The organism is 'Nostoc azollae' 0708 (assembly GCF_000196515.1).
Taxonomy (GTDB): domain Bacteria; phylum Cyanobacteriota; class Cyanobacteriia; order Cyanobacteriales; family Nostocaceae; genus Trichormus_B; species Trichormus_B azollae.
The window spans coordinates 2,248,375-2,272,972 of record NC_014248.1; the positions used below are offsets into that span (position 1 = coordinate 2,248,375).

The window sequence follows — 24,598 nt, forward strand, 5'->3', positions numbered from 1 at the left end:
ATCTTCATTTCTAAGGTTGAGTTGACGGTAGTACTAGTACAATACGACGTAAGTAAACCAACCATTTAAAATAGATGAAAAGGCTACTCCATAAGATTTTCAACTTTTGAGTTTCGCCTTGGAGTACTAGTGACTACTGAAGTGCTGAATGCTTATCAAGCATTTAGCTAACTATGTGTAATGTCCTTTTATTCTGTTTCTTTAGTTCTTCTACAAATTTTATTTGCAAACTTTCCACTAAATATAATTCATTTGGGTGTATCTTTACCCATTCTCCTCTATCCGCACGAATTTTTGCTAAGTGAAATTCAAGATTTTCCTTAGTTACTAAAACACCAAAATCTGCTGGTACTTCATTGTCTTTATAACCGAGAATGCGATTAAGTATTAAATCACCAACTAGTTTGGTATAATGGAAATTATCCACATAGTTTTCCATCACATCCTGAATTGGTTCAAGAGTAATGGTATTATGTCCATAAAAATCCCACACGGGGATTTACTCAGGGAGTTTACTTTTCCAGTTTTCAAAACCTTGCCATTTTCCTGTGGCTTTAATAGCTTCCCATTAAGTAGCCTCAGCAGGAGAAATAAAAACAATTAATTTTATATTTCTTTCTTAAGAAAGACTAACAAGCTTTTGGAAATCTTCAAAATATTTATCATAAAGTTTATAGTAATGGTAGCGGTTCAAATACAAACTAAGAGTATATTTAAAGTTTCCTATAGTCTTAGCATTCTTAGATTCTGTATAAGGTGAAAACGCATTTCCAGCATAATAATATTTATTCTTGTCAGGACTTGCAAACTAGCCAATATGCTTTTCTGACTGACTCTAAAAGTATCTACTGAAAAGAGAGAATCCATAATGTCAGCAGGAATTGAAAATTCCTTTTCTAACCTATTTTCATCAAAGCCAGGTCGATTATTACGTAATTCATTAAACATAAAAAAATTAATCCCAAAAATTACTTATTACAGTCTAATTTTTAGTACTATGTTGTACATAGGGTATTCTTTCGTAGAAATCAGCACTATCAAGACCAAAATTGTAAGCAGATTGAGTATTAAATAAACCTAGGTGACTAGGATCTCAACTTTACTTAGTTCTTGATGGACCTAAGAATATAGTTAATGGTTTAATACGAATAATATCAATAGCTTTATATCCCACCTTCGGCACCCTAACTGTCACAGATAGTAGTACACAATAACTAAAACTCCTGCAAGGAAGAAAAGGCTTAATGAGAACAGTATCATTAAAATGGGAATAGAGTGAGAGAATAAAGTTTTGTAAACAAGATAAAAGAAAAGAAAATTTAATGATTTAAAAATTAAATTAGAACAGAAGAAGAAATGATTTAATCACAACAGGAGCTGTGGATAATTCTGTTGTGAAATCAAAGCTTCAAAAAATGGAAATTCAAAACCTAGACCATTTAAGCGTAGTAGCAGGAATAATAGACGCCATAGGAGTAGTAGAAATAATCCTTGAAATTGGAGAGAAAGTAAGTCCGGGTCATGTAGTAAAACCCATGATAATCAACGGGTTAGGATTTGTATAAAAACCCTTATATAGGTTTCCCCAAGATTTTGAAACAATCCCCTGTGAGTATCTAATAGGAGCAGGAGTAACACCAGAATATCTCAAGGATGATAAACTGGGGAGAGTCATGGATGAACTATTTATAAAAGGATTGGATAGAATATTTTTTATTGTCGCCTTAAAAGCAGGCCAAAAATTTTGAGTATCCCTATGAGCAGGGCATCTAGACTCATCATAAATGTACATACATTGGCAATATAATACCAGCTTACCAGAAGTAATATTTGAGAGTCGAAAAGTAGGAAATAATCAAGAAATAGAAGAATTAGCAGTAAAATCACCAAAGGAAATAACTATCACCTACGGTTATTCTGGTGACCATAGACCGGAGTTAAAACAGTTGATCATAGAAATGATATTTTCAGGAGATGGAGACATACCAATATATATTTTTAAAACTAGCATCGGGAAACCAAGCAGATTCATCATGCTTTGGTAAAATAGCAGTAGAGTACCAAAAACAGTTAAAAGTTAACAGTCTCATAGTAGCAGACTGGGCCTTATATACAGAATCAAATCTAAAAATGATGAATGATGTCATATTTAAGCTGGTTATGTCCAGTGCCATTAAGCATAAAATCAGCACAATGATTAATATAAACATTACCAGAACCGGAATTTGTTGATAGTAACTTACCCGGATATAAACTAGCTTCAAAAACAGTAAATTATCCAGGAATAGAACAAAGATGGTTAGTAGTGCAAAGTCAAGAAAGAAGAGAATTAGACCTGGGTAAACTCTCACAAAAAATTACCAAGGCACAATCAAAAGCTGTGCAAGATTTCAAAAAGTTATCACCAGAAAAATTTGCTTGTGAAGCTGATTCTATCAAGGGGTTATCTCAACTATTCAAACAATTCAAATATCACCAAATTAACCAGAGTAACGTTACTCAAGTCAAATCTAAGAAAAAAGATAGTTCAGGAGAGATATCCTCTGAAATATCAGCTACATTCTCCCAGAATGAAAGTAAAATTAATACAGAATTTCTGAGGGCAGGGTCTTTTATTATTGGTACAAACCTTTTGGATTCCAATGAACTTACCCATGACTCCATCTTGAATGAATATAAAGCTCAACAGTCTTGCTAGAGAGGGTTTGCTTTTCTCAAAGACCCATTATTTTTTGCAGACAGTATTTTCCTAAAAAGTCCAGAGAGAATAGAGTCCCTGGGAATGATTATGGGTTTATGTCTGCTGGTTTATACTTTAGGGCAACGACAAATTAGAACCGCTGTGAGAGAGTCTAAATCAAGAGTAAAAAATCAATTGGGCAAATCAACTGACTGCCCCACTTTACGCTGGATTTTTCCATGCTTTCAGTCTATTCATTTAGTTACACTTAACCAAGAAAAACACATATCTAACTGGATCCAACAGAGATATTTCATTGTGAATCTTTTACCAGAGCATTGTTTTCCCTACTATCAATTACTTACCTAATTCTCCTCTCTATTAATTTAATTTCTATCAGAAAATAACCTAATGTCTTTGATTTATATCTCTATTTTACTATGTCAATAATTTCTTTTTTCACTTCAATCTATTAGTCTAAGTTATGATTTATCTCTTGAATATCTTCATTTATCTGTTGACTCCTCTGGGCGGTGTTCTTTCTTATTGCTCCTTATTGAGAATAACTTTTGATGCTATTTTTGGTGCTTTACTGTTTCTCCAATGCCTTTTTTCACTGCATATGTTTGTTTTTATGCTCCCTTGGATTTCTCCTCTCCGTAATTTCTCTCTATGGTACTTTATGGTGCCGAATGTGGGTTATATAGACGATCATTTGAATTTTTTCATATCTTTACATGATTAATCCCGGAGAAATTAGGAGTCTTATGAATTCCATAAGGATCAACTACTATATTAAAACTTAACACTAGTAACATAGATATTACTAGAGTAAATAAAAACCATTCGTTGAATTTTAAATCATTATCATATTTTTTAAATTCTGCTTGATAAGGATTAGTTAAATCACAAAGAGGTGAACTATTCATACATTATCGTTGTTTTATTAAAGTACATGATGATTAATTTTCTTGATGCTACAAAGAATATTCCACCAGTAAGGTTGTAATTTATTATTTGCGATGTCTATCATTCTGATTTATATTTTCCACAAATTTCTGTTCCAGGGTTTGGACTAACTCTAATTCATCTTTGTAGTTTGTTAACTATTCTTCTCTATCTGCACAAATTTCAGCTAAATTAGATTCGATATTTTCTTTAGTTACTAAAACACCAAAGTCTGCTGATACTTCATTTTCTTTATAAGCAAGAATGCGATTTAATAGTACATCACCTGCTCGTTTGGTGTAATGGGAATTATCAACATAGTTTTCCATTCTTAATTGATTCAGCCGTGATAGTTTTATATCCATAAAAATCCCAAATAGGAGTTACTTGCACAACTTTCTTTTTCCAATTTTTAAAGGTTTGCCAATCTCCTGTAGCGCGAATTGCTTCGCATTGAGTAGCATGAGCAGGAGAAATAAAAACAATTAATTTTATCTTCTTGTCTCGACAGAAATTAACGATCTTTTGAAAAATATCAAAATATCCATCGGAGAACTTCTATTTGTGATAGAACTTGTATTATCTATTAATAGAGTTTGTAAACCTGCCTTTAGTATTTCCATCTTTATATTGACGATGAGGTAGAAACCTATTTTCTCCATAGGAGTTATCTTTATTAGGCTCATTCAAACTAGCCAATACTGTTTCCCTGATCACCTCTAAAGTATCTATTGAAAGGAGGGGATTCATAACATGAGTAGGAATTAAAGAAGTTTTTCCTAAGCTATTTCCATCAAAGCGATCTTGATTACTGTTAAGATCATTTAACATCAAAAAATCAATTCCCAAAATTACTCCTTTTAGGTCAGGTCGATTTTTGATAGTATGTTGTAAATAGCCCAGAACTTCGTATGGCTTAGCTCCATCAAGAGCTAGATTGTAAGCAGGTTGAGCATTAAATAAAGCTGGATAACTAGGGTCTCATTCTTGGTTAGTTCTTGATGAACCTAAAAATACAACCAAAGGTTTTATTCGAATAATATCAATACTTTTTTTATGTAACCGATCATTAGAAGTTCTTTTGGGTTTTACATGATTAATACTCGAAAAATTTGGGATTTTATATATTCCATAAGGATCAATGGCCAGATTAACACTGACTACCATCAAGTTAGATATGGCTATAGTTACTAAAAGCCACTTATTAAATTGAGGATAATTATCCGACTTGCTCCGTTGAGTTTCAGAACTATTAGTTAAATCGTAAGAAGAATCACTTATGGGGAGTACGAAATAAATTATACCTTTTATACTTATTTCTAAAATTGGAAATAAAGGGATTCAGAGACATAATTCAGGGAAAGTATGCAATAGCCAGCCAATAAACCGATAGCAATTCCCCAACATTTGTTAAAAGTTATTTTATTGCTGATTTCCTGAGTATTACCTAGGAATGTAAGAGTAATCATTAGTACAAATAAGACAACAAAGCTTAAAGATTGCTTACCATAAAATTCAGTTAAATAAGTCAGCTTACTCCATTCTTGAACTTGAATGCCAAATTGAGACAGAATAGACAAGTTTACCACCTGGCGTACCAGGCAGGTATAACTATGCCATTCATTCTCAACATTGTTTTGAGACGTTCTATAGCATCCTGTAAATGTTGAGCGCGGAAGATTACCCAACCCACTACCACTGCAAAAAGTTTCATCAACGACCCTACTAATGCAGGAAGTTTAATATTTAGTTTTCGCCAGCCATGATTTTTTAATAAAAAAATATCTTGTAATCCTCCCCAAGTCACAAATCTCCAACCTGCACCATGCCATAATCCTCCTAATAACATGGTGATGATTAAGTTGGCATAACGTGGGACTTCTCCTTTACGACTTCCTCCCAAGGGAATATATAAATAATCTCTCAAAAAGTTAGAAAAGGTAATATGCCAACGTTGCCAAAAATCAGTAATTGAAGTAGATTTATAGGGGGATCTGAAATTGATTGCTAGGTGAGTATTAAACATAAATCCTAGTCCAACCACCATATGTAAATAACCTGAAAAATCAAAATATAGCTCAAGTGTATAGGCTAAAGCTCCTACCCAAGCTTGAATAAATGTGGCAATATTAGTATTACTAAAACTGGGACTAACCACTGAGATAAAGTATCAGCTATAATGATTTTTTTAGCTAAACCTAGACTAAATACTATTAGCCGTAAGGCAGAATTTTTACCAGAAAAAACAAAGTCTTTTAAATGATCTAGTTTGGGAATGAGTTTATCATAACGTACTATTGGACCGGCAATTAGGTGAGGAAAGAAGAGAATAAATAATGCGTAATTTGGTAAAATATACTGTTCACCTTTAACTTGTCCACGATAGGCATCGACTAGATAAGCAATTTGGGTAAAGGTCTAAAAAGAAATCCCCAAGGGAAGTATTCAATTACCCAAATTCCATTCAGCTGCAAACAAGCTACCAACTGAAGATAAAAAAGAGTTAGCATATTTATAATATGCAATCAGTCCGAGATTGATTACAGTGCCAATAATCAACAAAAGTTCACCTCGACTACTAAAGAGTTGGGCTGAGGTTATTACCATCCCCATTTGATGATTAAAAACAACAGAAACAATAATCAGTAAAATGTCTCCGGGGGTTAATGCTTGTCCTGCTAGAGGAAAAAGATTCCAATAAGAATAGAAAAGTATAGAACATATCAGCAGCCAAGGTAATACAAATTGATTTAATCCCCATTTACTTAAGAGCCAGAATACCAGCAGAGTGACTGCCAAAAACCCTAACATAAAAACCGAAGAACTAAACAACATATAGGTTAAGCAGTACGAGTGATCGCCCCAAGGAGCACGTAATTCTCATCAACTAGCCAAAAATATTACCATAAAAGCGCTAGTAGTTTTAAACTTGTTGTAAATTTATTGCTAGATATCCTGGTTGTAAATACTGTGAATCAATCTTACCATTCAACCTAGCAATTTGTTGTCAGAGGATACCCTTAAACATTCCTGTTCACAAGCACCAATGCTTACCCAGGAAATAGAACCATCTTGCCAATGTTCCTTTTTCCAAATCGCTGCGTTGTGTTTCAGGGTATCAATTATATATTGACAAGCTGCAAACCCTTCAGTCCGATGGGAACATCCTACAGCTACTAAAGCACTTACTTCTCCAATTTTTAACAGCCCCACACGATGATATATTACTATCCGATTTACATCAGTCCAACGACAGCGTATATCAGCAGCAATTTGATACAATATCTCTAACGCCATTGGTTCATACGCCTGATACTCTAAAGCTACCACTGCTTTACCATCGGTTTGATTCCGAACCATCCCACTCATTACCACTACGGCACCATTGGCAGTGTTGTCTGCTTTAGTATAAATTTCTTCAATGGACAATGGAGCTAAGGTAATAGCAAAGCTATCTTCAGCTTTAGGTCTGATGGGAAAAGTAAGATTCATATTCATCACTAATTGCTGAAAGATGAATCTTAAACTGGTGAGAAAAATTTATCACCTTAAACAGCCCAAACCGTGAGTAAAAATGGGCTGATAAGAAGAAGTGAATGCTGTCTATTTCGTGCTAATAACCTTATACATATCAAGTCAAATGTGACGTGTAGTACTAATATTATTCAGAATAATATTCTCAAACACTTTTGCCAATGAGATACAGAGTAGACCTCTTGCAGAATTAATTTTATGTTATAATCAGGGCGTATCCTTATTTTAGCCAGAAGTTAGAGTTACAGGGTCATGTTTGAATTAGCGAGGCCAAAGAACACCAAAAACAGATAAAATCTGAAACTCTCTATCATACCACATAAACAATTTTGCAAGAGGTCTGGTGTATTAGTACATCCATTCAGGATAAATCCTTACAAAATGGTTGCTTAGAGGAATTGAGTGTTTTTCTATCAAACCTGTAACTATTAGTAGGAAAATTGTTCATAAAATTCCCAGTGTCTAATCATGTAGCAACAAAGCTTGATACTCCCCATCAGCATAAAATTCTTGATATCGATTCAGAGTAAACTTTTGATCAGTTAACATCATTAGGTGCGCTCCTTTGTGATACACCAATTGCTGCAATTAATCTTATAGATACCCACCATTAGTGTAACTCCAAAGTAGGGTTATATTTTCAGGAAATACCCTTAGATGAGGACTTTTTTCACAGTTTTCTTCAGCAAGGTGATATTTTAATTATTCCTGATACCTTGGCAATTGAACAGTTTGCGATAGTACATGCAGTCATCTCTGAACCGTATATAACATCTTATGATGCTCTACCTTTAGTAGTCTCAAGAGAAGCAACTATTGGAACTTTATGTGTAGCAGATCAAGTACCACGCCAAATCAGTCCTAAACAATTGAGAGGACTGCAATATACGTCTAATAGTTAGACAATTAAAAATTCGCCGACATTTAAAACAACTTTCACATTTGAATGCAGAACATACACAAGCTCAGACAGCACTTGATGAAAGTAAATCTATGCTACATACTTTCTTTAAAAGTGCCCCGATGATGATGGGAATTGTAGAGTTAGTAGATAAGGACATTCTACATATTTCTGATACTCCAAAGACTGCAAAACTTTTTGGACTCACTCCACAATGTAAGATCTTCTAGCGAGGGAGATAGGTGCAGATATAACCCATTTAAACCAGTGGATTAATTACTATCTTCAAGCAGAATTGACTCAAGCACTGTTAGATTGAAATATCCTTTTTTTAATGAGAAGTTGTGTGAATTTTGGCAAATTTAACACTTGAAGGAGCGCATGGAAACTAGGGAACTAAAAAGTCAAGATATTCTTCCCACTTGTTTCCAATGAATCACCGATAGGGAATCTTCTTTATCATCATTTCACGCTCTCAAATTTGAAAATAATCGTTCCGTAATTGAAGATGAACTATCCTTCACAGATAGGCGGATTATTCGGCGTTTTTCCAGCGAGATTTGTGGTAGAAATGATCAATATTTTGTCCGACTATATATGCATAAGGATATCATAGCCCGTAAAAATTCATAACAAAAACTCCACTAACAATCTGCATTAAATTACTAGATATTGTAACAGATGCCATTGTTGTCCAGAATTTAGACAACAAAATATTTTTATGGAATAAAAGCGCCGAAAAGTTCTATGGTTGGAAGGCAGAAGAAGTTATCAATCAAAATCCTAACCATCTATGGAATCATCAAATAGAATCATAACAGCAGAAAATATATCAAACAGTTGTCACAAATATTTATTGGCAAGGAAAATTATATAAGCATCAAAAATCTGGCGCACAAATAATTGCAGAAAGTTGGTGTAACTTGGTATATAATGATAATTTTTTAGCTAAAAATATCCTCTTCATTGAGACAAATATCACTTATGAAAAACAGTTAGGACAGCAATTTATCTGCGCTCAAAGTATGGAGAGTATTGGCACTCTTTTTACCGGAATTGCTCATGATTTAAATAATGTATTTTCGCTAGTTTTAATGGTAGTACATCTATTGCAGAACTCAATTCCAAATTTCCAATTTCAACAAATATTAACTAATTTTTTATGTCTGAATGCTCATGATGCTATGTCAAAGGGTGGATGGAATCAAAAGTATTCACAAATTGCGACAAATTAATCCACAATTAATAATTCATGCTATAAGTTGATTAATTACCAGTGAATATCTATTCTTGCAACAAGAATTTAATTATATAACTTTTTTACACAAACGATTCACAGTACAAAAACCATTAAAGACCCTAGATACAGTGAAAAAATAATAGCAGTAGTATAATTGAGTTTTATATATAAATATTCTCTATTGCATCTAATAATATTAGCTAATAGTTGAATTCTGAAAAATTTTCCTCCCAGAGAGGGATTACTACCTTACTATAAAATATAAAATGAGGTTAATTATACAAATGTAGCGGAGAGTTTATGTCTAGAGCTTATGTCTATTGAATAAACAAATAATTCATTAATACTAAATTATTAGTACAAAGAGGAAAAATGAAAGTGATATTAATACTAAGCACTTAAGGGGTATAGGCGAAGACCTTTACTTTTTACCCTTTACCCCTTTTGCAAACCAACTAACAATTTTCAGGGTTTTAACCAAATAGTAGTGAGATTAATATCATATTAACCTCTGAATTTATTTATGACCTGAGATAGATATACATCAGTAATTGGGAAAAGCAACTATCAAATAAAGTAGTATTATACGGTAGAAATTAACCACCGATTCCAAATCTCTAAAAAGCTAATGCTGCGTACATTTTTAATTTTTAGTTCATGGCGTTACTAGGTTTAGTATAGGTAATTATCCAAAGTTGATATGAAGCAGCTAAACAGAAATCTATTAAAACTTCCCCTATAAGCTGTGGGAGGCAATTATGAATAAACCCAAGCTGAGAATCTTGTCAATTGATGATGAAGAGGATAATTGTTTTTTAACTTGTGATTAGTTCAGTGAATTTCAGGTGGCTGGTTGTGAATTAGAATGGGTTGATAGTTATCCATTAGCTAGAGAAATGATCGCTCAAAACCAACATGATATCTATCTAGTAGACTACCGTTTAGGTGGGTATAACGGACTAGAACTGTTACGGGAAGCTATTAACAATGGTTGTACTTGTCCTTTTATTTTACTTACGGGTCAGAGTGATAGAGAAATAGATATAGAAGCTATGGAAGCAGGTGCAGTTGATTATCTCGAAAAAAGTCAATTAACAGGACCTTTATTAGGACGTTCCATTCGGTATACCATTGAACGCAAACAAACAGAACGAAAAATCCGTCAACAAGCTGCTTTACTTGATTTTGCTATTGATGCAATTTTAGTAGGTAATCTAGAAGAACAAATTTTATTTTGGAACAAAGCTGCTGAACATCTGTATGCTTGGAGTCAAGAAGAAGCTCAAACAAAAAAATCCGGCATCTCTTTGCAGAAAGAAGCATTTTTTAATTGTCAGAAGGATTCAAAATTCTCATTAAAAATCAGTCCTGCGAACGAGAACTATATCGAATTACCAAAGATGGTCAAGAGATCTTTGTTGAAAGTCGTTGGACATTACTACCAGCATTCAGTCATAAACTCCAATCTATTTTACTTGTCAACACTGACATTACTCAAAAAGACCAACTATAACAGCAATTCTTACGCGCTCAAAGATTAGAGAGTATTGGTACTTTAGCTAGTGGTATTGTTCACGACTTAAATAATGTCCTAGCACCGATTTTGATGACTGCACAACCTTTAGAGGCTCAAATTAAAGGTGAACGTTCTCAAAGACTAATACCGATATTGATTAATAATGTGAGAAGAGGCTCAAACTTAGTCAAACAAGTATTATCTTTCGCTCGTGGACTAGATGGTGATGGCTGTGGTGGCTTAAGCAAACCTAATGTGATACAATTAAAACATTTACTAATCCAAATTCAGCAAATTGTTAAAGAAATATTTTCTAAAACTATTGAACTTATTACCAAAATCTCTCAAAATGTCTGGACTGTTTCTGGTGATGCTACACAAAATTATATCAGGTGTTAATAAATTTATATGTCAATGCCCATAATCCTATGCCCAAAGGTGGCATTTTAAAGCTTACTGCTGAAAATGTTTTAGTTGATGAAAATTATGCTCAAATGCACATTTGTGCTCAAGTTAGACCTTATGTTGTGATTACTGTAACTGATACTGGTATTGGCATGAATCCAATAATCATAGACCGGATATTTCAACCATTTTTTACTACTAAAGAATTTGGTCGTGGTACTGGTTTATGTCTTTCTACCGTCTTGGGAATTATTAAAAGTCATGGCTGTTTTATCAATGTTTATAGCGAAGAAAAAAAATGCAGTAAATTTAAAGTTTATTTACCAGCACAAGATACAACTGAGATTATCAAACAACCAGAAATCTCGCTCGTTGACTCAACGCAATGGAGAAGTAATATTAGTTGTAGATGACGAAACTGCTATTTATGATATTACAAAAACAGCACTAGGAAAATACAACTATCAAGTAATGACGGCTCATAATGGTATTGAAGCAATTGCTTTATATGTAGAATTTCAAAATGAAATACCTCTAGTGTTAACTGATATAGTGATGCCCTCCATGGATGGACTCACTACTATCCGTACTCTCAATAAAATTAATCCGAATGTCGAAATTATTGCTATCAGCGGACTGCCATCCAGCGATAAAGTCAATGCAGTTTATAATCTGGGTGTTGCGACTTTTTTATCCAAACCTTATACGACAAATCAATTATTAAAAAGTATTGACACAGTCATCAGTTAACAGTTATCAGTTAGAGATGACTTATAAAGTAAATGTTGAGGAGACAAGAGGAAGTAGCATAATTCTAGTCATAAGAGCATATATAGCCCCCTCCCTCATTTGTGTTAAACGCTCATAATCCTTGCTTAGACGATGATATTGGTTAAACCACCCAAATGTTCTTTCTACTACCCAGGGTTGTGGTAAAACTTTAAATTCTTGCTCAGTAGGTCCTATGACTTCAACATGAGCTTGAGTCAGGAACCAAACTGCAAGTGCAAATTTATCACCGTCATAACCGGAATCAACCCATAAAACTTGGACTTTTTCCAATAATTCTGTGGGTTTCTCTAGCAGTTCCATTAGTGCATAGGCAGCAAGTATTCGTTCTGGGGCATTCGCTTCACTAACAACAACTTTCAACACAAGTCCCAGGCTATCAACTAAAGTCTGCCCCTTTCTTCCTTTTACCTTTTTACATCCGTCAAAACCATACACATCCCCTTTTTTTGGTCAGTGTTGACCGACTGACTGTCTGCGGCGAGCGCGGTAGGTTGTGTTGATTTACCTAATTCCGAGCGAACTTGACCACCCAATGTATGGTTGAATTTTTCCCAGACCCCCTGGCCCTGCCATTTCCTGTAATAGCTATATACCGTTGACCTTGGCGGGAAGTCACCTGGAAGCATATTCCATTGACATCCAGTTTTCAAATGATAATAGATGGAATTACATATTTCACCCATATCTGTTGTGGGTGGATGCCCTCCTTCTTTAGCTGGTGGAATCAATGGGGCCAGGATTTCCCACTCCATATCAGTTAAGTCTGTGGGGTAAGACTTTCGTTCCATCAGTAGCTATGTAAATACACTACATTTTATGTATGCTATCCTTCCAATATTCCTTTTCTACTCCCCTTTACATTTACTTTATCAATAGCCTCTAAGAGCAGATTGCAGATCAATGAGGTACAGAATCTAAATTGAAACCTAGACAGCAATGAAGTTTTACTCCTGACTCCTGACTCCTAGTGTATCAGTCTGTTCACTGTTACCTGTCACCTATGACTTCTCACCTGGTTCAATTACCAATCAATTCCACTGCATCCCGTCCATCCCCATCTTGTAAGTAAACTTTGACAATCTCCTCTTTAGCAGTAGGCAGTTTCTTACCTACAAAATCTGGGTGAATTGGTAACTCGCGATGACCCCTATCTACTAATACAGCTAAACGAATCACCTCTGGTCTACCATACTCATTCACTGCATTCAAAGCAGCACGAATTGTTCTACCTTTGAAAATGACATCATCAACTAGAACAACTGTTTTCCCTGTTAAGTCAAAAGGTATCTCAGTTTTAGCAGGTGTTCTTAAGCCAATTTTATCTAAATCATCACGATAGAATGTAATATCTAAGGCTCCAACTGACACACATATATCTTCAAGAGTCTCTATTTGACGAGCCAATAAATTAGCTAAAGGTACACCTCTAGTGTGAATACCCAAAAGTACCAATTGGGACAAATCACGAGTTCTTTCAATAATTTGAGAAGCAAGGCGGGTCAAGGTACGACGCAGTTCTTCTGATGAGAGAATTTCAACTACTTTGGTAGACATAAGTACTGGGGGAGGGAGATAAGGGAGATGAGGGAGATAGAGAAATATTTATCTTTCTTCAGCTTTCTGTCTCCAATTATGAATTAAGAATTATAAATTAAAAATATTGCCGACCCCAACCACAGTAAAAACGAATATCTAGTCAATTGCAAAGCCTTGTAAATTGACGCTGGGGTGATTGGATAAATAGCATTTCCTAACAATGGTTTATTTTTAGTTACTCCACCATAATAATTTATCCCTCCCATCTGTACACCTAAAATAGCCGCATAGGCACACTCGCTCCAACCAGAATTAGGACTGGGGTCTTGAATAGCATCCCGGCGACAAATACTCCAAACATCTAAGGGTTTAACTGATAATAGTGCCAAAGTCATCACTGTTAACCGACAAGGAAGCCAAGTTAAAAAGTCTTCTGACCTAGCACTGAACCAACCAATATAAGTATAGGGTGCTTGTCGATAACCCACCATTGAATCTAAGGTACTACTGGCTTTATATGCTAGAACCAAAGGGACTGCTCCAACAACAGGAACTAATGCACCCACAATTGCATAAAATAAAGGAGCCATTACTCCATCCGTAGCATTTTCTGTCACTGTTTCTAGAACTGCCCGCAAAACTTCTGGTTCTGAGAGGTTTGCTGTATCCCGACCCACATAATTACTTAAGATCTGTCGCGCTTGTTTTAAATTTCCTGTTGTTAAAGGTTTGATAACATCTACAGCAGCCGTTCGTAAACTATGAAGAGCGAAACAACTGGCTAGAAAAATACTCTCTAATATTACTCCTAACAATGGATGCAGCCCTTTGGCTATTTGAATGATTGACCAGCCTGATAAACCACTCCCTATTATAAGGATAATGGCGAGTATAATTCCAGCTAAACGCTGTGTTATATCACTCTGGCAATGTTGCAGAAAAAATTTACTTAAGCCAGAAATTATCCACCCCATCACTCGCACTGGATGAGGCCAACCCCAAGGGTCGCCAATTAAATAATCTAACAAGGCTGCAATGATGAAGATATACATGTTGTTGGTCATTGCTCATTGGAAATAGGGAACTCTAAACAATTTATAGTAATAACTGATAACTGTTAATTGACAACTGGACTAAACTACAAAACTAGCTACTTCTCCCAGAGATGCCTGCCAACTACGAGCATCATAATAAAGGTCTGCCAGAGTGACACTGTATAAAGCTTCTCTTAGTTTTTGGTTAAGTCTTTGCCATAGTGTAAATGTTACCCAATCTTCCGCTTGTGCAGGACGTGGATTGTTCAAAGGTAAGTCCGTTATATTTTCCCCTACTGCTTCTAAAATTTGTCCTATAGAGATTTGTGCAGGTTTTATTGCTAATTGATAACCACCGATGCTGCCACGAATTGATTTCACTAATCCGGCACGACGCATTTCTATTAGCAGTTTCTCTAAATAAGGAGCCGGAATATCTTGACGCTTGGCAATTGCTTTTACAGACACAGGTCCATATTTTGGCTGTAAACTCAAATCTAGCAATGCCTTAACACTATAGTGTCCTCTGGTGGTTAGTTTCATCTGTCAGTTATCAGGGAATGGGGAATAGGGAAGCCACATATCAATGACCAATGGCTAATGACCAATGACTTCAAGATTATCTTCCGTTAGCAGCGACTTTTCTGCGGGACTTTAAAAAAGTTAAACAAATATAGTCTACCAGCAATTCACAAACTATATATAGATACCAGCATTATCAGAACTATATTTCAGAAAATATCTTGACAAGATTGGTAATTGTGCAACAATTTTTTCTGTAAGTGTAATATACTTGCCTATGCTGAGATAAAAAATAAAGGATTCTGTTCCTGTTAGCTCAGTATCAGTTAAAATAAAATCGATTCAACCAGTTCAAACATTCATTTTCGACCTAAGTTGATGCCTAAACAGAAAAAAATTGACCCCCTTGTTGGTGAAGAACTGCTTAAAAAAGTCAAGGAGCTAGAGAACGAGAGCAAGGAAGACAAAGCTAAACAGTGTGGCTACTATACTGTTACCAAAAATGGTATAGAGCGCGTCAATATGATGAAATTCTTGAATGCCCTAATTGATGCTGAGGGCATTCAGTTGGATAGCACACCTAGTGCTAATGGTCGTGGTGGACGCAGTGCCAGCTATAGAATTAGTGTGCAGTCGAATAATAACTTATTGATAGGTTCAGCTTATACAAAACAGATGAATCTTAAACCTGGAGATGAATTTATCATCACTTTGGGTAAAAAGCACATTCGATTGCGGCAAGTAGACCCAGAAGAAAGGGAAGAGGATGCTGAAGTAGAAGCTACAGCTTAATAATTTGTCATTTGTCATTTGTCAGTTGTTGATCTTTATCAATGACCAATGACCAATGACCAATGATTAATGACCAATCACTATATCTGTTATTGGTAAGACAGGTAAATACTGCTGTATCGCCTTGCGGGTGGCTGCCAAGTTACAAGTTAAAGCAATTTGCTCCTTTTCTAATAAACCTAAAATGCAATCGGGGTTGTCTCTTGCTACTACTGGTAATTGATGCAAACCACGCAACGCCATACGGTCTAAAACTTCTGATAAAGGTTCATCCTTCCAAGCATAGAGAATATCAGTTGTACAAATGTCTATTACTGTTTGACTGGCAAAATTAGCCTGTATTTGAGTGGGAGAATTATGGAAACCTTCCCAAAGGGAAAGGGTACGGTTTATATCTTCTAGAGAAAGAATACCCACTAATTTTTCTGCATTATCAATTACTAAAGCAGTGCGTGTGCGATCACGGATCATTTCCATAGCTGCTTCCAAAACTCCAAGATTTGCAGGCATTTTTTTAGGGTAGGAGTGCATAGCATCTGCCACGGAAATTTGCTGCACTATTTCCACCTGGTCATCTTTCAATTCTGCAAGCCCAATCTGTTGAAGATTGGAATTAGAGTTAACATTTGGTTTAATTCGCTCTACTAACCATACACTTAAACCAACTGCCGCCATCAAAGGTAAAACTATGCGGTAGTCACGGGTTAACTCAAACAACATTAAAATAGCTGTTAATGGCGCTCTTACACTAGCCGCTAAAACAGCAGCCATACCCACCATTGCATAAGCTGGAGGAGCAGCCATATATTCACCAATTATGGGCGCTATCAAAGCTAAAACTTTGGCGTAAGCTGACCCAAAGGATGCACCTAAAAACATGGCCGGTGCAAACAAACCACCTACAAACCCACTAGCAGAACTAACCACCGTCATTAGCAGTTTCAATACTATAAGTTCAAGTAAAAGGTTTAAAGAAAATTCCTGATCTTGCAGCATTGCTTGCACAGTTCCATAACCAATGCCTAAAATTTGTGGGTACTGTAAAGCCACAAGTCCAACTACTGCACCACCAATAATTGGTTTAATCGGCTGAGGAATCTGTGTAAAAACTTCAGAGCCTTTAATCCGACCTTCGAAAAACCCTTTAGCCAAACTAATGGATTGAGTGTAGGTCAGTGCAACTAAACTTGCACCCAAACCCAAGCCTAGATAAAGCGGTAATTCCAATAGACTGCGGACTTGGTAAGCAGGTAGAGCAAAAGCGGGTTGGGATCCTAAACCAATTTGAGCTATCAATGCTGCTACTACTGCTGCTAGTAAAACAACACTCACAGCATAAGTGGCAAAAGATGTAGTTCCCATCACCACTTCTAGAGCGAAAAATACTCCGGCAATGGGAGCATTAAATCCTGCTGCTAAACCAGCCGCAGCACCTGCACCCAAAAGTAACCGCTGTCTCTCTTGAGAAACTTGCAGTACATCTGACAACAACACCCCAAAATTAGTACCAATTTCAACGCTTGGTCCTTCTGGTCCCAAAGATGCACCACTACCTAAAGAGACGGCAGCAGCTATCATTTTAGTAACAGGTCGTAGTTGTTGCTTCACCTCTCTCCCTTGAGAGACAGCAATTAGAGATGAAAGTCCGGGGCCAAAGTCTTGAGTGCGCCAACGCATTAAACCTACAATAAAACCACCTAGTGTGGGAACACAAGCTAAAGTCCAAGCACCCCAGACTCCTATATGTCCCATGAAATTTTCCAGCATTAGGTCGTGAATCAGCTGGATTAAATAGTGAAAGGTAACTACACCCATACCAGTACCACCACCAATAAGCACGGCTAAAAACAGCACGACTGTTTCTGGAGATGGTTGAAAACGATTAATTAGATGAGTTAAACGGGCGGAAGTTGTGGGAAAGGCAGGTAGTGACCTTACCTTCCTCAGTTGAGTAGGAGGCAAGAGAGTCATGAAAACCGGGGGAAATGTAGAAAGAAATTTAATCTTTTATTCGTTAGTTCTCATTGTGAGCCATTATTTAGCAACCGGACAAGTATGCTTGATTGGCTTCAATTACAAAGCTTTGGTAAACCCAAGTAAGTAGTTAGAATTTTTGTGAAAAGAAGGGTTTAAATAGGAGAGAATTAGTGTTGACGGCAGATGAGTAAGTCAGTAAAAAGTTTGTAGGGATTTAGGGTGCAGGGAAAAATTAGTAGTAGCTCTGTCCCTTATTGATCTTGGGACTGGGTATAAACAACACCAATTCTCTGTTTCCTGTCCACACCCAGGATCATACACCTTCTTGGCGGATGTAACTGGCGTACCTCTCGCAGTTGTAAAGGTTTGACTAGATTACTCGATAGTTATCAAAGTTCAATATAGCTATTTTTATAGAGTGAGTAAATGGACTAGGTGGACAAGCTAGATGAATATACACACCTTTGATAATAATTATGTTACTTGCCCGATTTGCCAAAGAAATAACAGAACAAAACCTATGAAGACCTATATTGGTTTATTTACTTGTCCATATTGTCAGGAAAGGCTTGTGGTTTGTAACAGTGGTCACTATGTCCGTGATCCGTTTACTTGGGAGGAAATTGTCATTGCTTCGGCGTTGGCTCGTCAAAGCTATCCTCTAGCTAGGATGATTAGGAATTTAGTTCTTCTCCAGCGCCCTTTTGTCGCTTTGGCTATGGGATGTGCAGTTTTATTAACTACAATTGCTGTAACCCAGGAAAATATAAGCTACAACAATCCATTGGTTGGAGAAAATGAGAAGGTGATTAAACCAGGAAAGGATTACATACCATAAATTACCACAAATAGGCTGTAGAATCTAGTACGGCTTGGCATAAATAAACCAACCATTCCAGATCTCTGAAAATCTCACGCCATATACATTTTGAATTTTGTTCACCCACCCTGCTGGAAGCACTATTCTGTTAGCGTAGCTCTTCTGAAAGAAGCATTTTGAATTCACGACTGTAGTAGGTTTTTAAAGGAAGGTCAAAAAGGAGAAAAAGGTGCAGGGGAATGTATTACCTTCAGCCCCTGCCCCCTACCTTCTAGCTTTTTTAATAGCGAGTGATCAATTGCCAACCTTGAGCTTGATCAACTACTTTAATCAATGGAAGTTTGAGATTTTCTAAAGCAGATGCATTCACAAGCAAATAAGGTGGTTGTACATCATACTGCCAATAATATTGTAAATCCCCAAAAGAAGCAGGAATAATGGTGCGATCGCTATAAAAATTCAACGATGAACGGGGGTAGGGAAAAGATGTGTATATTTTCCTAACTGCTGGATTGGCTCGTGCTATCATTAGCGCAACTGGTTTGACAGCATAAGCTTCTCCTGGTTCCCAGATCCAGTAATTAGATTTCATCAACAACAGTAGGGAAATATAGCTTCCCCAAACTAAAATCTTCAAAAATTGCCCATCACCTCGTTCTGCTAAAATAGCCGCTAAAGTCATAGTCAAGGCTGCAGAGGCGAAAATAATCTGTAAGTCTGTTTTGCCTGTACTCCCCCAACTAAAATAAATGCTACCTGCAGAAGCTACGACGGCTAAGATAGCAAAACTAGTTACCCAAGCGCGGGGATAGGAGGAGAATAAACGCAAATTCTCTATTTCTGTGAGTTGGAAACCAAAGGCCAAAGCGAAACCAGGGTAAATGGGGAAGATATACCAAGGCTGTTTGACACTAACCAGAGAAATCAGCAGTAAGTACACACCAGTCCAGACTATGATCAATCTTGCCCAGCTAAGATTACGATTGTCCCAGGTGAAGCGCAGAGTTTGTGGTAGAAATACTAACCACGGCCATGACCATTTGAGAATTTCTATGAGATAGAACCAAAATGCTTCAGGTTGACCATTTGCTACCAGATTAATTTGATTAAGGGGTTGATCGACTAAATTAATCTCAGTGAAGGGATAACCATAGTGCAGTAGTTGGGCAGCGTACCAACCCAGTACAGGTAAAATGCCGATCAATATTCCTATCCACAGATAGTAACTAGTGAGTAATCTTGGTGTATCCCAAAAGAGAAAAACTACAGCAACGGCACCCAATAATATACCCAATAAGCCTTTAGTCAGGCAAATCAGCCCAAAACTTATCCCGATACCAAGGCAATAGCGTAAATCTCGGCGTGATCGCAAAACACACAACATCATCACCATTAACAGGGTTACTACCACCCCATCCAACATTGCTAACCTGCCATCACGCACTACTGGTAACATTGTCAAATAAATTAAGGCGCTATAAACAGCCGCCCAACGCTGGCGAAATATCTCTCTACCAAGACAATACAGCAAAGGCACAGAAATCGCAGTCAATATTGCACCAGGTAGGCGAGTTGTCCATTCGTTTACACCACCTACAGAGTAAGACCAAGCAATTAGCCAATGCATCAAGGGTGGCTTTTGATAGTATGGTTCACCTCCCAAAGTAGGGTAAAGCCAGCCCATAGAACCTGCTGAATCCTGCCAAATTTCTTTAGCCACCTGTGCCACAGTCCCTTCATCCCAATCTCGTAGCGGTAGTCCTCCAAGATTAATACTGAACAGTAACACCGCCGCCAACAGTAACACTATTAACCATATCCAATCAATCCATTTGTCAACTGGGTGATGCTGTTTTTCTAGGTGAGTCCAAATATAGCTTCCTTCTTGCATATTTTATGCTAATCATTTTACTCGCTGGTTCAATTACGTAGAGAAGGTAATAGGGAACAAGATGAGGAGATGGGGATAAGAATCTCACCCACTCAATGCCCGATGCCTCACTAAGTTACAACTTCAAGGCTCAAAACCCAGAACAGTATTGCACCATCACCAACTATTTTCGAAAGCAATGGCTAGATCCAAAATTAGCTCAGTTTTCTCTCAATAATGATAATTTTTTGGAGAAAAATTTTTTTAGTTATTCTTTATATCATTTAACGAGTATTTTACAAGTTAAATGATATAAAGAATACAACCATCAACTTATTAATTGTCCTGAAGGAATGTGTATAATGTACCTAGCTTTTATTTTAGATATCGCCCTGGGTTTAATTTTTATTTACCTAATTTTAAGTCTGTTAGCGTCAGAGATTCAAGAATTAATCGCTACAGTATTGCAATGGCGGGCTGTACATTTAAGAAAATCAATTGAAATTCTCTTAGCTGGAGATTTGGTAAACTCAGAAACCAAGGAAATAATCGAATTAACAAATAAAATTTATACTAATCCATTAATTAAAAGCATCAACCAGGAAGCTAAAGGAGTGTTATCTACTTTTCCTAGAAAACTGACTTGGTTTATAGCTTCCATAACTCGCTTCATAGGACAAATAATTTCTAAATCCTCACAAGGGAAAACAGCTCTTGGAAATCAAAATAGTGCACCTTCTTATATGTCCGGTGATACTTTTTCCACAACTCTGATAGAGGAATTGAAAATACCTAAATTAATCTATAATTTAACAGTAGTGAGGCTGGGAAAATTTAAAGAGCTAAGTTTACAAGAAGTCAGAGAGATTCTTGTCAGGTTGCAGAAACATTTGGAAACAACTAAAATATCCAATCATATCACCCAGGATATCGGGAATGATTTCAATAATCTATCTCAGCAATATACAGACATTTTTAATGACTTTAAAGATCATAGATTTGATATAGATACCACTGTTGAACGGATGAAAGATAGTCTATATAAATATGTGGACAATTTTGAAGCCAATATACACCCCCAATATGAATTCTTAAACGAAACATTGAAGAGATTACAGGCCCTCCGTCAACACATTTTTCAAGATCTTGATGAAGCAATAATTCTAGGAGGATTGAAGCCCAATATCAACGAAATCGTCCAATTAATGAATACAAGTAGTGCTGTTTATACAGAAATAGAAACAGCCATACATGACGACAACAGCCCAATATATCAAACTATTAAGGAATTGACTGATAGCTTACCACCTATGATAGTAGAGAACATTGGCACAATAGTAAAACGAGCGCAATACAGAGCTAAAAGCACAGAGGAAGGTATTAAAATATTACGAGGAGAACTTGAAAGCTGTTTTGATGAGTCTATGCAGCGAGCAGGTGGCGTTTACAAGCGTAATGCTAAAGGAGTAGCCATTTTGATTGGTATTACTTTAGCTGTCAGTGCAAATGCAGATATATTTCACATAATTGATCGTTTATCAAAAGATATGGTACTAAGAGAAGCTATTGTTTACAAAGCTGTGCAAACAATAGAAACTACTAATGCTAATGATCTCAGTAGTGTTAATACTAAAGAGATTTTAAAAGAGATCTTAAATGAAATTAGTTTACCAATTGGTTGGACAAGAGAAAACTTACAAGAACAACTCAATTGGAGAATCAACAAAGTGAATAGCTGGCCTGTTGTTCCTGTGTTAACCATGATTACTGGTTGGATGGTAAGCGGTCTGGCAATTGCAATGGGAGCGCCTTTTTGGTTCGATCTACTGAGTAAAGTTATGAATGTGCGGAATGCAGGTAAATCACCAAAACCAGCTAAAAATCAAGATGATAATTAACTCGTAATTCGGTAAGAATTCAGGAGTCAAGAGAAAGGAGTCTGAATGTTTCAGAAATTGGTTAATTATCAAATAGGTATTTTTGGCGTTAGCCTGAAAAAGCTGACTGCTTACGTAACTCCTAATTATTAGTTGGGACCAGGTGATATGAGAAGAATAACCACTGAAAACCAGGGCAAACGCACCTTATTTCCTAATAAAAACTAATGAGGATTTTAAAATCATCTATATAAGTGCAAAGCTTGATGGATATATAAACACAATCAATCACTTTTCTATTAGGCGATGAATTAGCTTATCTCCAATTGAATAACTCTTAGCTAAGGATAAATGAGCTAACTATTCATCCATAAATAAGTAAACTTATCTGTAAAAATAAGTAGAAGAAAATATTAAGTAAATTGTTGACAAGTTAGTTGAGGCTAAAGCTAAAACTCTTTCTCAAGAGTTATTATCCATTTCTGCCAAAAACTGTTTATTTTTTATCCCCCGCTTCACGGGGTTCTCTTTACCCAAAAGATTGACTGCTATCTGCCGCATTACTGCAAAGTTTTGTGGAGCATTATCTTTCCTAATCCGGTAGTCATCTTGTTTTAAAGCTACATTTAATACCCAATGCAATGAATTTTCTATTGCCTAATGGCTGCGGACAGAATTAGCCAATTGTTCTCCATTTGACTCAAGACTACTAATAAAATAACGAGTCTCTACTGTTGTTTTATCATCCACTTATCCGATAGGTTCTAGCATCCCAACACTTTTTAGATTTGACCAAACTGAATCAGGGTCAAGCTGAAACCCAATTCCAGGTAACATCACATAATTGCGGATTTCATGAAGACCATGCCCTGTTTCTTCGGGTTTATATGTGCTATGTTGAAGCTCTTGAAAACCTGTACTTATCCCTGACTTAAATAGCTGTTCTACTGACTCATACAGATTACCTTGGTTCTTTTTTAAAGTAATTACATAATCTGCATTTTCTTGCGTAATTAACTTTACTATGTCTTTGTGACACCCGATGGCATCAATCCTGACAATACATCCAGCTAATTCTAAAACCTTTAATAATTCGGGAATTGCTGTAATTTCATTTGATTTCTCATGCACCTTCACCTGTCCCAACACTAATTTATTTGTAGTTGCCCATGCACTTACCATTTGGATTGCACTCTAGTCACTATTTTTACCATGAGAACTACATAAAGTTTTCCCATCAATTGCCACAACTTCACCATCCCTTATCTTATGTACTGATTTCATCCAGTTCAAAAAACAATTTTGAAATTGTTGCGGATTCAATTGTGCAAATACCCTTCCAAATGTGTCCTGGGACCAGAGCCCATTTCCTAGTTCTAAAAAGGTTTTTAACCACTCATATTTTGTGCAGCCATACAGTTCAATTGCCACCCAACTATCTGCTCCACAAATTACTGCACAAATTCCAATGGTAAGAATGTCAATTAACTTGTGTCGTTTCCTCCCCTCTACTCTTGGATCTTCCATCTGTGCAACGTGGTCAGTAATCGTGATTGTGGGCTTGAGCTTCACACTTTTTGGGACTTTCTTCTTCTACTTTTACAATGACTTTACCATCAGAGCCTCATTGGTCAACCTCCATATCATCAGCCCTCCCTACCTTTCTCGTTCCTTAGTATATATGTACCATAATTACATGCGTTCGCCCTGGGTTTAGCACTGACACAACGAAAAGTCTGTGGTCGTTCTCTTTCTCTGGACCTATTCCAACATCCTGCGAATTTGTTGACCGTTATAAAAACTTGTCGCCGTCAGGCACTTTCTCTAATTGAGTTTTTTGACCAACCTATGAAAGCCATAGTTCACTCTGCTTTCCATACACCTTTCTTTAATCCCTCTACCTTAGACCTGAATCCTTACATTAAAAAAATTAGAGCATCTTCAGACCATATTTCTTGTAAACTTCCAGTGTAAGGTTGAATTGATAGTAATAGATATTCTAAAAATTTTACTTCTTGTATATTGGATGGGAGAAATATTTTAGCTTGTGATATCTCATGAAAAAAAGGATGGGCTTCAGAACCTATTGAGAATAGATTTCGAAAGTTGGACTCAACGAGTGTAGTACCAAGCCCAGAGAAAGTATCAATTACA

At 36.4% G+C, this 24,598-nt stretch carries 20 protein-coding genes and 3 pseudogenes; 10 read left to right on the forward strand and 13 right to left on the reverse strand.

Annotation, left to right across the window (positions count from 1 at the left end):
* Positions 1–163: 163 nt before the first annotated feature.
* Positions 164–493, reverse strand: a complete 330-nt coding sequence (locus AAZO_RS26450) for a hypothetical protein (RefSeq protein WP_013191193.1) — start codon at positions 491–493, stop codon at positions 164–166.
* A gap of 922 nt (positions 494–1,415) precedes the next feature.
* Here AAZO_RS26450 and AAZO_RS43640 point away from each other — a divergent pair.
* Both AAZO_RS43640 and AAZO_RS43645 read left to right on the forward strand, forming a co-directional pair.
* Positions 1,416–3,049 (forward strand): annotated as a pseudogene (locus tag AAZO_RS43640) (IS1634 family transposase).
* A gap of 115 nt (positions 3,050–3,164) precedes the next feature.
* Positions 3,165–3,425 (forward strand): hypothetical protein, encoded by a 261-nt coding sequence (locus AAZO_RS43645; protein WP_013191195.1) that lies wholly within the window; start codon positions 3,165–3,167, stop codon positions 3,423–3,425.
* Between the two features lie 361 nt (positions 3,426–3,786).
* On the opposite strand, the gene AAZO_RS33630 is transcribed toward AAZO_RS43645, so the two are convergent.
* The 5 genes from AAZO_RS33630 to AAZO_RS10295 all read right to left on the reverse strand — a co-directional run bounded on the left by AAZO_RS33630 (position 3,787) and on the right by AAZO_RS10295 (position 7,126).
* Entirely contained in the window at positions 3,787–3,993 is a 207-nt protein-coding gene (locus AAZO_RS33630; protein ID WP_144031275.1) for a hypothetical protein, read from the reverse strand.
* A gap of 214 nt (positions 3,994–4,207) precedes the next feature.
* Entirely contained in the window at positions 4,208–4,477 is a 270-nt protein-coding gene (locus AAZO_RS29795; RefSeq protein ID WP_081462754.1) for a hypothetical protein, read from the reverse strand.
* Between the two features lie 733 nt (positions 4,478–5,210).
* Positions 5,211–5,786 (reverse strand): MBOAT family O-acyltransferase, encoded by a 576-nt coding sequence (locus AAZO_RS37785; RefSeq protein WP_228371600.1) that lies wholly within the window; start codon positions 5,784–5,786, stop codon positions 5,211–5,213.
* A gap of 287 nt (positions 5,787–6,073) precedes the next feature.
* On the reverse strand, positions 6,074–6,463 hold the full coding sequence (locus AAZO_RS37790) for a hypothetical protein (RefSeq protein WP_228371601.1): 390 nt from the start codon (positions 6,461–6,463) through the stop codon (positions 6,074–6,076).
* 153 nt (positions 6,464–6,616) lie between these two features.
* A complete protein-coding gene (locus tag AAZO_RS10295) occupies positions 6,617–7,126 on the reverse strand; it encodes a molybdenum cofactor biosynthesis protein MoaE (RefSeq protein WP_013191197.1) in 510 nt (169 codons plus the stop codon).
* A gap of 683 nt (positions 7,127–7,809) precedes the next feature.
* Here AAZO_RS10295 and AAZO_RS26460 point away from each other — a divergent pair.
* The 4 genes and pseudogenes from AAZO_RS26460 to AAZO_RS41985 all read left to right on the forward strand — a co-directional run bounded on the left by AAZO_RS26460 (position 7,810) and on the right by AAZO_RS41985 (position 11,974).
* Complete coding sequence (locus tag AAZO_RS26460) at positions 7,810–8,064, forward strand: GAF domain-containing protein (protein ID WP_338027192.1); 255 nt, start codon at positions 7,810–7,812, stop codon at positions 8,062–8,064.
* A 670-nt stretch (positions 8,065–8,734) separates the two neighbouring features.
* On the forward strand, positions 8,735–8,881 hold the full coding sequence (locus AAZO_RS43650) for a PAS domain-containing protein (RefSeq protein ID WP_420807062.1): 147 nt from the start codon (positions 8,735–8,737) through the stop codon (positions 8,879–8,881).
* Between the two features lie 105 nt (positions 8,882–8,986).
* Positions 8,987–9,298: a hypothetical protein gene (locus AAZO_RS26470; RefSeq protein ID WP_049790662.1), complete on the forward strand. Its 312-nt coding sequence runs from the start codon at positions 8,987–8,989 to the stop codon at positions 9,296–9,298.
* A gap of 763 nt (positions 9,299–10,061) precedes the next feature.
* Positions 10,062–11,974: pseudogene (locus tag AAZO_RS41985) on the forward strand (hybrid sensor histidine kinase/response regulator).
* A gap of 21 nt (positions 11,975–11,995) precedes the next feature.
* Here the strand turns inward: AAZO_RS41985 and AAZO_RS29810 are convergent.
* The 4 genes from AAZO_RS29810 to AAZO_RS10330 all read right to left on the reverse strand — a co-directional run bounded on the left by AAZO_RS29810 (position 11,996) and on the right by AAZO_RS10330 (position 15,129).
* A protein-coding gene (locus tag AAZO_RS29810) for an IS5 family transposase (protein WP_228371604.1) occupies positions 11,996–12,804 on the reverse strand; the annotation gives its coding sequence in 2 pieces (ribosomal slippage) (positions 11,996–12,468 and positions 12,468–12,804; 810 coding nt in all).
* Positions 12,805–13,033: 229 nt separating this feature from the next.
* On the reverse strand, positions 13,034–13,570 hold the full coding sequence (gene pyrR / locus AAZO_RS10320) for a bifunctional pyr operon transcriptional regulator/uracil phosphoribosyltransferase PyrR (protein ID WP_013191200.1): 537 nt from the start codon (positions 13,568–13,570) through the stop codon (positions 13,034–13,036).
* A gap of 83 nt (positions 13,571–13,653) precedes the next feature.
* Positions 13,654–14,616 carry an adenosylcobinamide-phosphate synthase CbiB gene (cbiB, locus tag AAZO_RS10325; RefSeq protein ID WP_041639861.1) on the reverse strand — a complete coding sequence of 321 codons (963 nt, stop codon included), beginning with the start codon at positions 14,614–14,616 and terminating at the stop codon, positions 13,654–13,656.
* Positions 14,617–14,685: 69 nt separating this feature from the next.
* Entirely contained in the window at positions 14,686–15,129 is a 444-nt protein-coding gene (locus AAZO_RS10330; protein ID WP_013191202.1) for an Rrf2 family transcriptional regulator, read from the reverse strand.
* A gap of 357 nt (positions 15,130–15,486) precedes the next feature.
* Between AAZO_RS10330 and AAZO_RS10335 the strand changes: the two genes are divergently transcribed.
* On the forward strand, positions 15,487–15,900 hold the full coding sequence (locus tag AAZO_RS10335; RefSeq protein ID WP_013191203.1) for an AbrB family transcriptional regulator: 414 nt from the start codon (positions 15,487–15,489) through the stop codon (positions 15,898–15,900).
* Between the two features lie 66 nt (positions 15,901–15,966).
* Here the strand turns inward: AAZO_RS10335 and AAZO_RS10340 are convergent, their stop codons facing one another.
* Positions 15,967–17,871 (reverse strand): chloride channel protein, encoded by a 1,905-nt coding sequence (locus AAZO_RS10340; RefSeq protein WP_013191204.1) that lies wholly within the window; start codon positions 17,869–17,871, stop codon positions 15,967–15,969.
* 454 nt (positions 17,872–18,325) lie between these two features.
* Here AAZO_RS10340 and AAZO_RS10345 point away from each other — a divergent pair, with 454 nt between their 5' ends.
* A complete protein-coding gene (locus AAZO_RS10345; RefSeq protein ID WP_013191205.1) occupies positions 18,326–18,715 on the forward strand; it encodes a hypothetical protein in 390 nt (129 codons plus the stop codon).
* Between the two features lie 262 nt (positions 18,716–18,977).
* On the opposite strand, the gene AAZO_RS10350 is transcribed toward AAZO_RS10345, so the two are convergent.
* Positions 18,978–20,588 carry an ArnT family glycosyltransferase gene (locus AAZO_RS10350; RefSeq protein WP_013191206.1) on the reverse strand — a complete coding sequence of 537 codons (1,611 nt, stop codon included), beginning with the start codon at positions 20,586–20,588 and terminating at the stop codon, positions 18,978–18,980.
* 443 nt (positions 20,589–21,031) lie between these two features.
* On the opposite strand from AAZO_RS10350, the gene AAZO_RS10360 reads away from it, so the two are divergent.
* Positions 21,032–22,465: a hypothetical protein gene (locus AAZO_RS10360; protein ID WP_338027122.1), complete on the forward strand. Its 1,434-nt coding sequence runs from the start codon at positions 21,032–21,034 to the stop codon at positions 22,463–22,465.
* A gap of 441 nt (positions 22,466–22,906) precedes the next feature.
* Here AAZO_RS10360 and AAZO_RS10365 read toward each other — a convergent pair.
* Positions 22,907–24,016, reverse strand: a pseudogene (locus AAZO_RS10365) (ISAs1 family transposase).
* A gap of 213 nt (positions 24,017–24,229) precedes the next feature.
* Between AAZO_RS10365 and AAZO_RS33635 the strand changes: the two are divergent.
* Positions 24,230–24,418, forward strand: a complete 189-nt coding sequence (locus AAZO_RS33635) for a hypothetical protein (protein ID WP_144031277.1) — start codon at positions 24,230–24,232, stop codon at positions 24,416–24,418.
* The last annotated feature ends 180 nt before the right edge of the window (positions 24,419–24,598 follow it).

Coding starts and splice junctions, on each gene's coding strand:
- AAZO_RS10295 (WP_013191197.1), bottom strand. CDS start 7,126: ATGAATATGAATCTTACTTTTCCCATCAGACCTAAAGCTGAAGATAGC.
- AAZO_RS43645 (WP_013191195.1), top strand. CDS start 3,165: ATGATTTATCTCTTGAATATCTTCATTTATCTGTTGACTCCTCTGGGC.
- pyrR (WP_013191200.1), bottom strand. CDS start 13,570: ATGTCTACCAAAGTAGTTGAAATTCTCTCATCAGAAGAACTGCGTCGT.
- AAZO_RS10340 (WP_013191204.1), bottom strand. CDS start 17,871: ATGACTCTCTTGCCTCCTACTCAACTGAGGAAGGTAAGGTCACTACCT.
- AAZO_RS10330 (WP_013191202.1), bottom strand. CDS start 15,129: ATGAAACTAACCACCAGAGGACACTATAGTGTTAAGGCATTGCTAGAT.
- AAZO_RS37790 (WP_228371601.1), bottom strand. CDS start 6,463: ATGTTGTTTAGTTCTTCGGTTTTTATGTTAGGGTTTTTGGCAGTCACT.
- AAZO_RS33630 (WP_144031275.1), bottom strand. CDS start 3,993: ATGGATATAAAACTATCACGGCTGAATCAATTAAGAATGGAAAACTAT.
- AAZO_RS10345 (WP_013191205.1), top strand. CDS start 18,326: ATGAATATACACACCTTTGATAATAATTATGTTACTTGCCCGATTTGC.
- AAZO_RS10350 (WP_013191206.1), bottom strand. CDS start 20,588: ATGCAAGAAGGAAGCTATATTTGGACTCACCTAGAAAAACAGCATCAC.
- cbiB (WP_041639861.1), bottom strand. CDS start 14,616: ATGACCAACAACATGTATATCTTCATCATTGCAGCCTTGTTAGATTAT.
- AAZO_RS10335 (WP_013191203.1), top strand. CDS start 15,487: ATGCCTAAACAGAAAAAAATTGACCCCCTTGTTGGTGAAGAACTGCTT.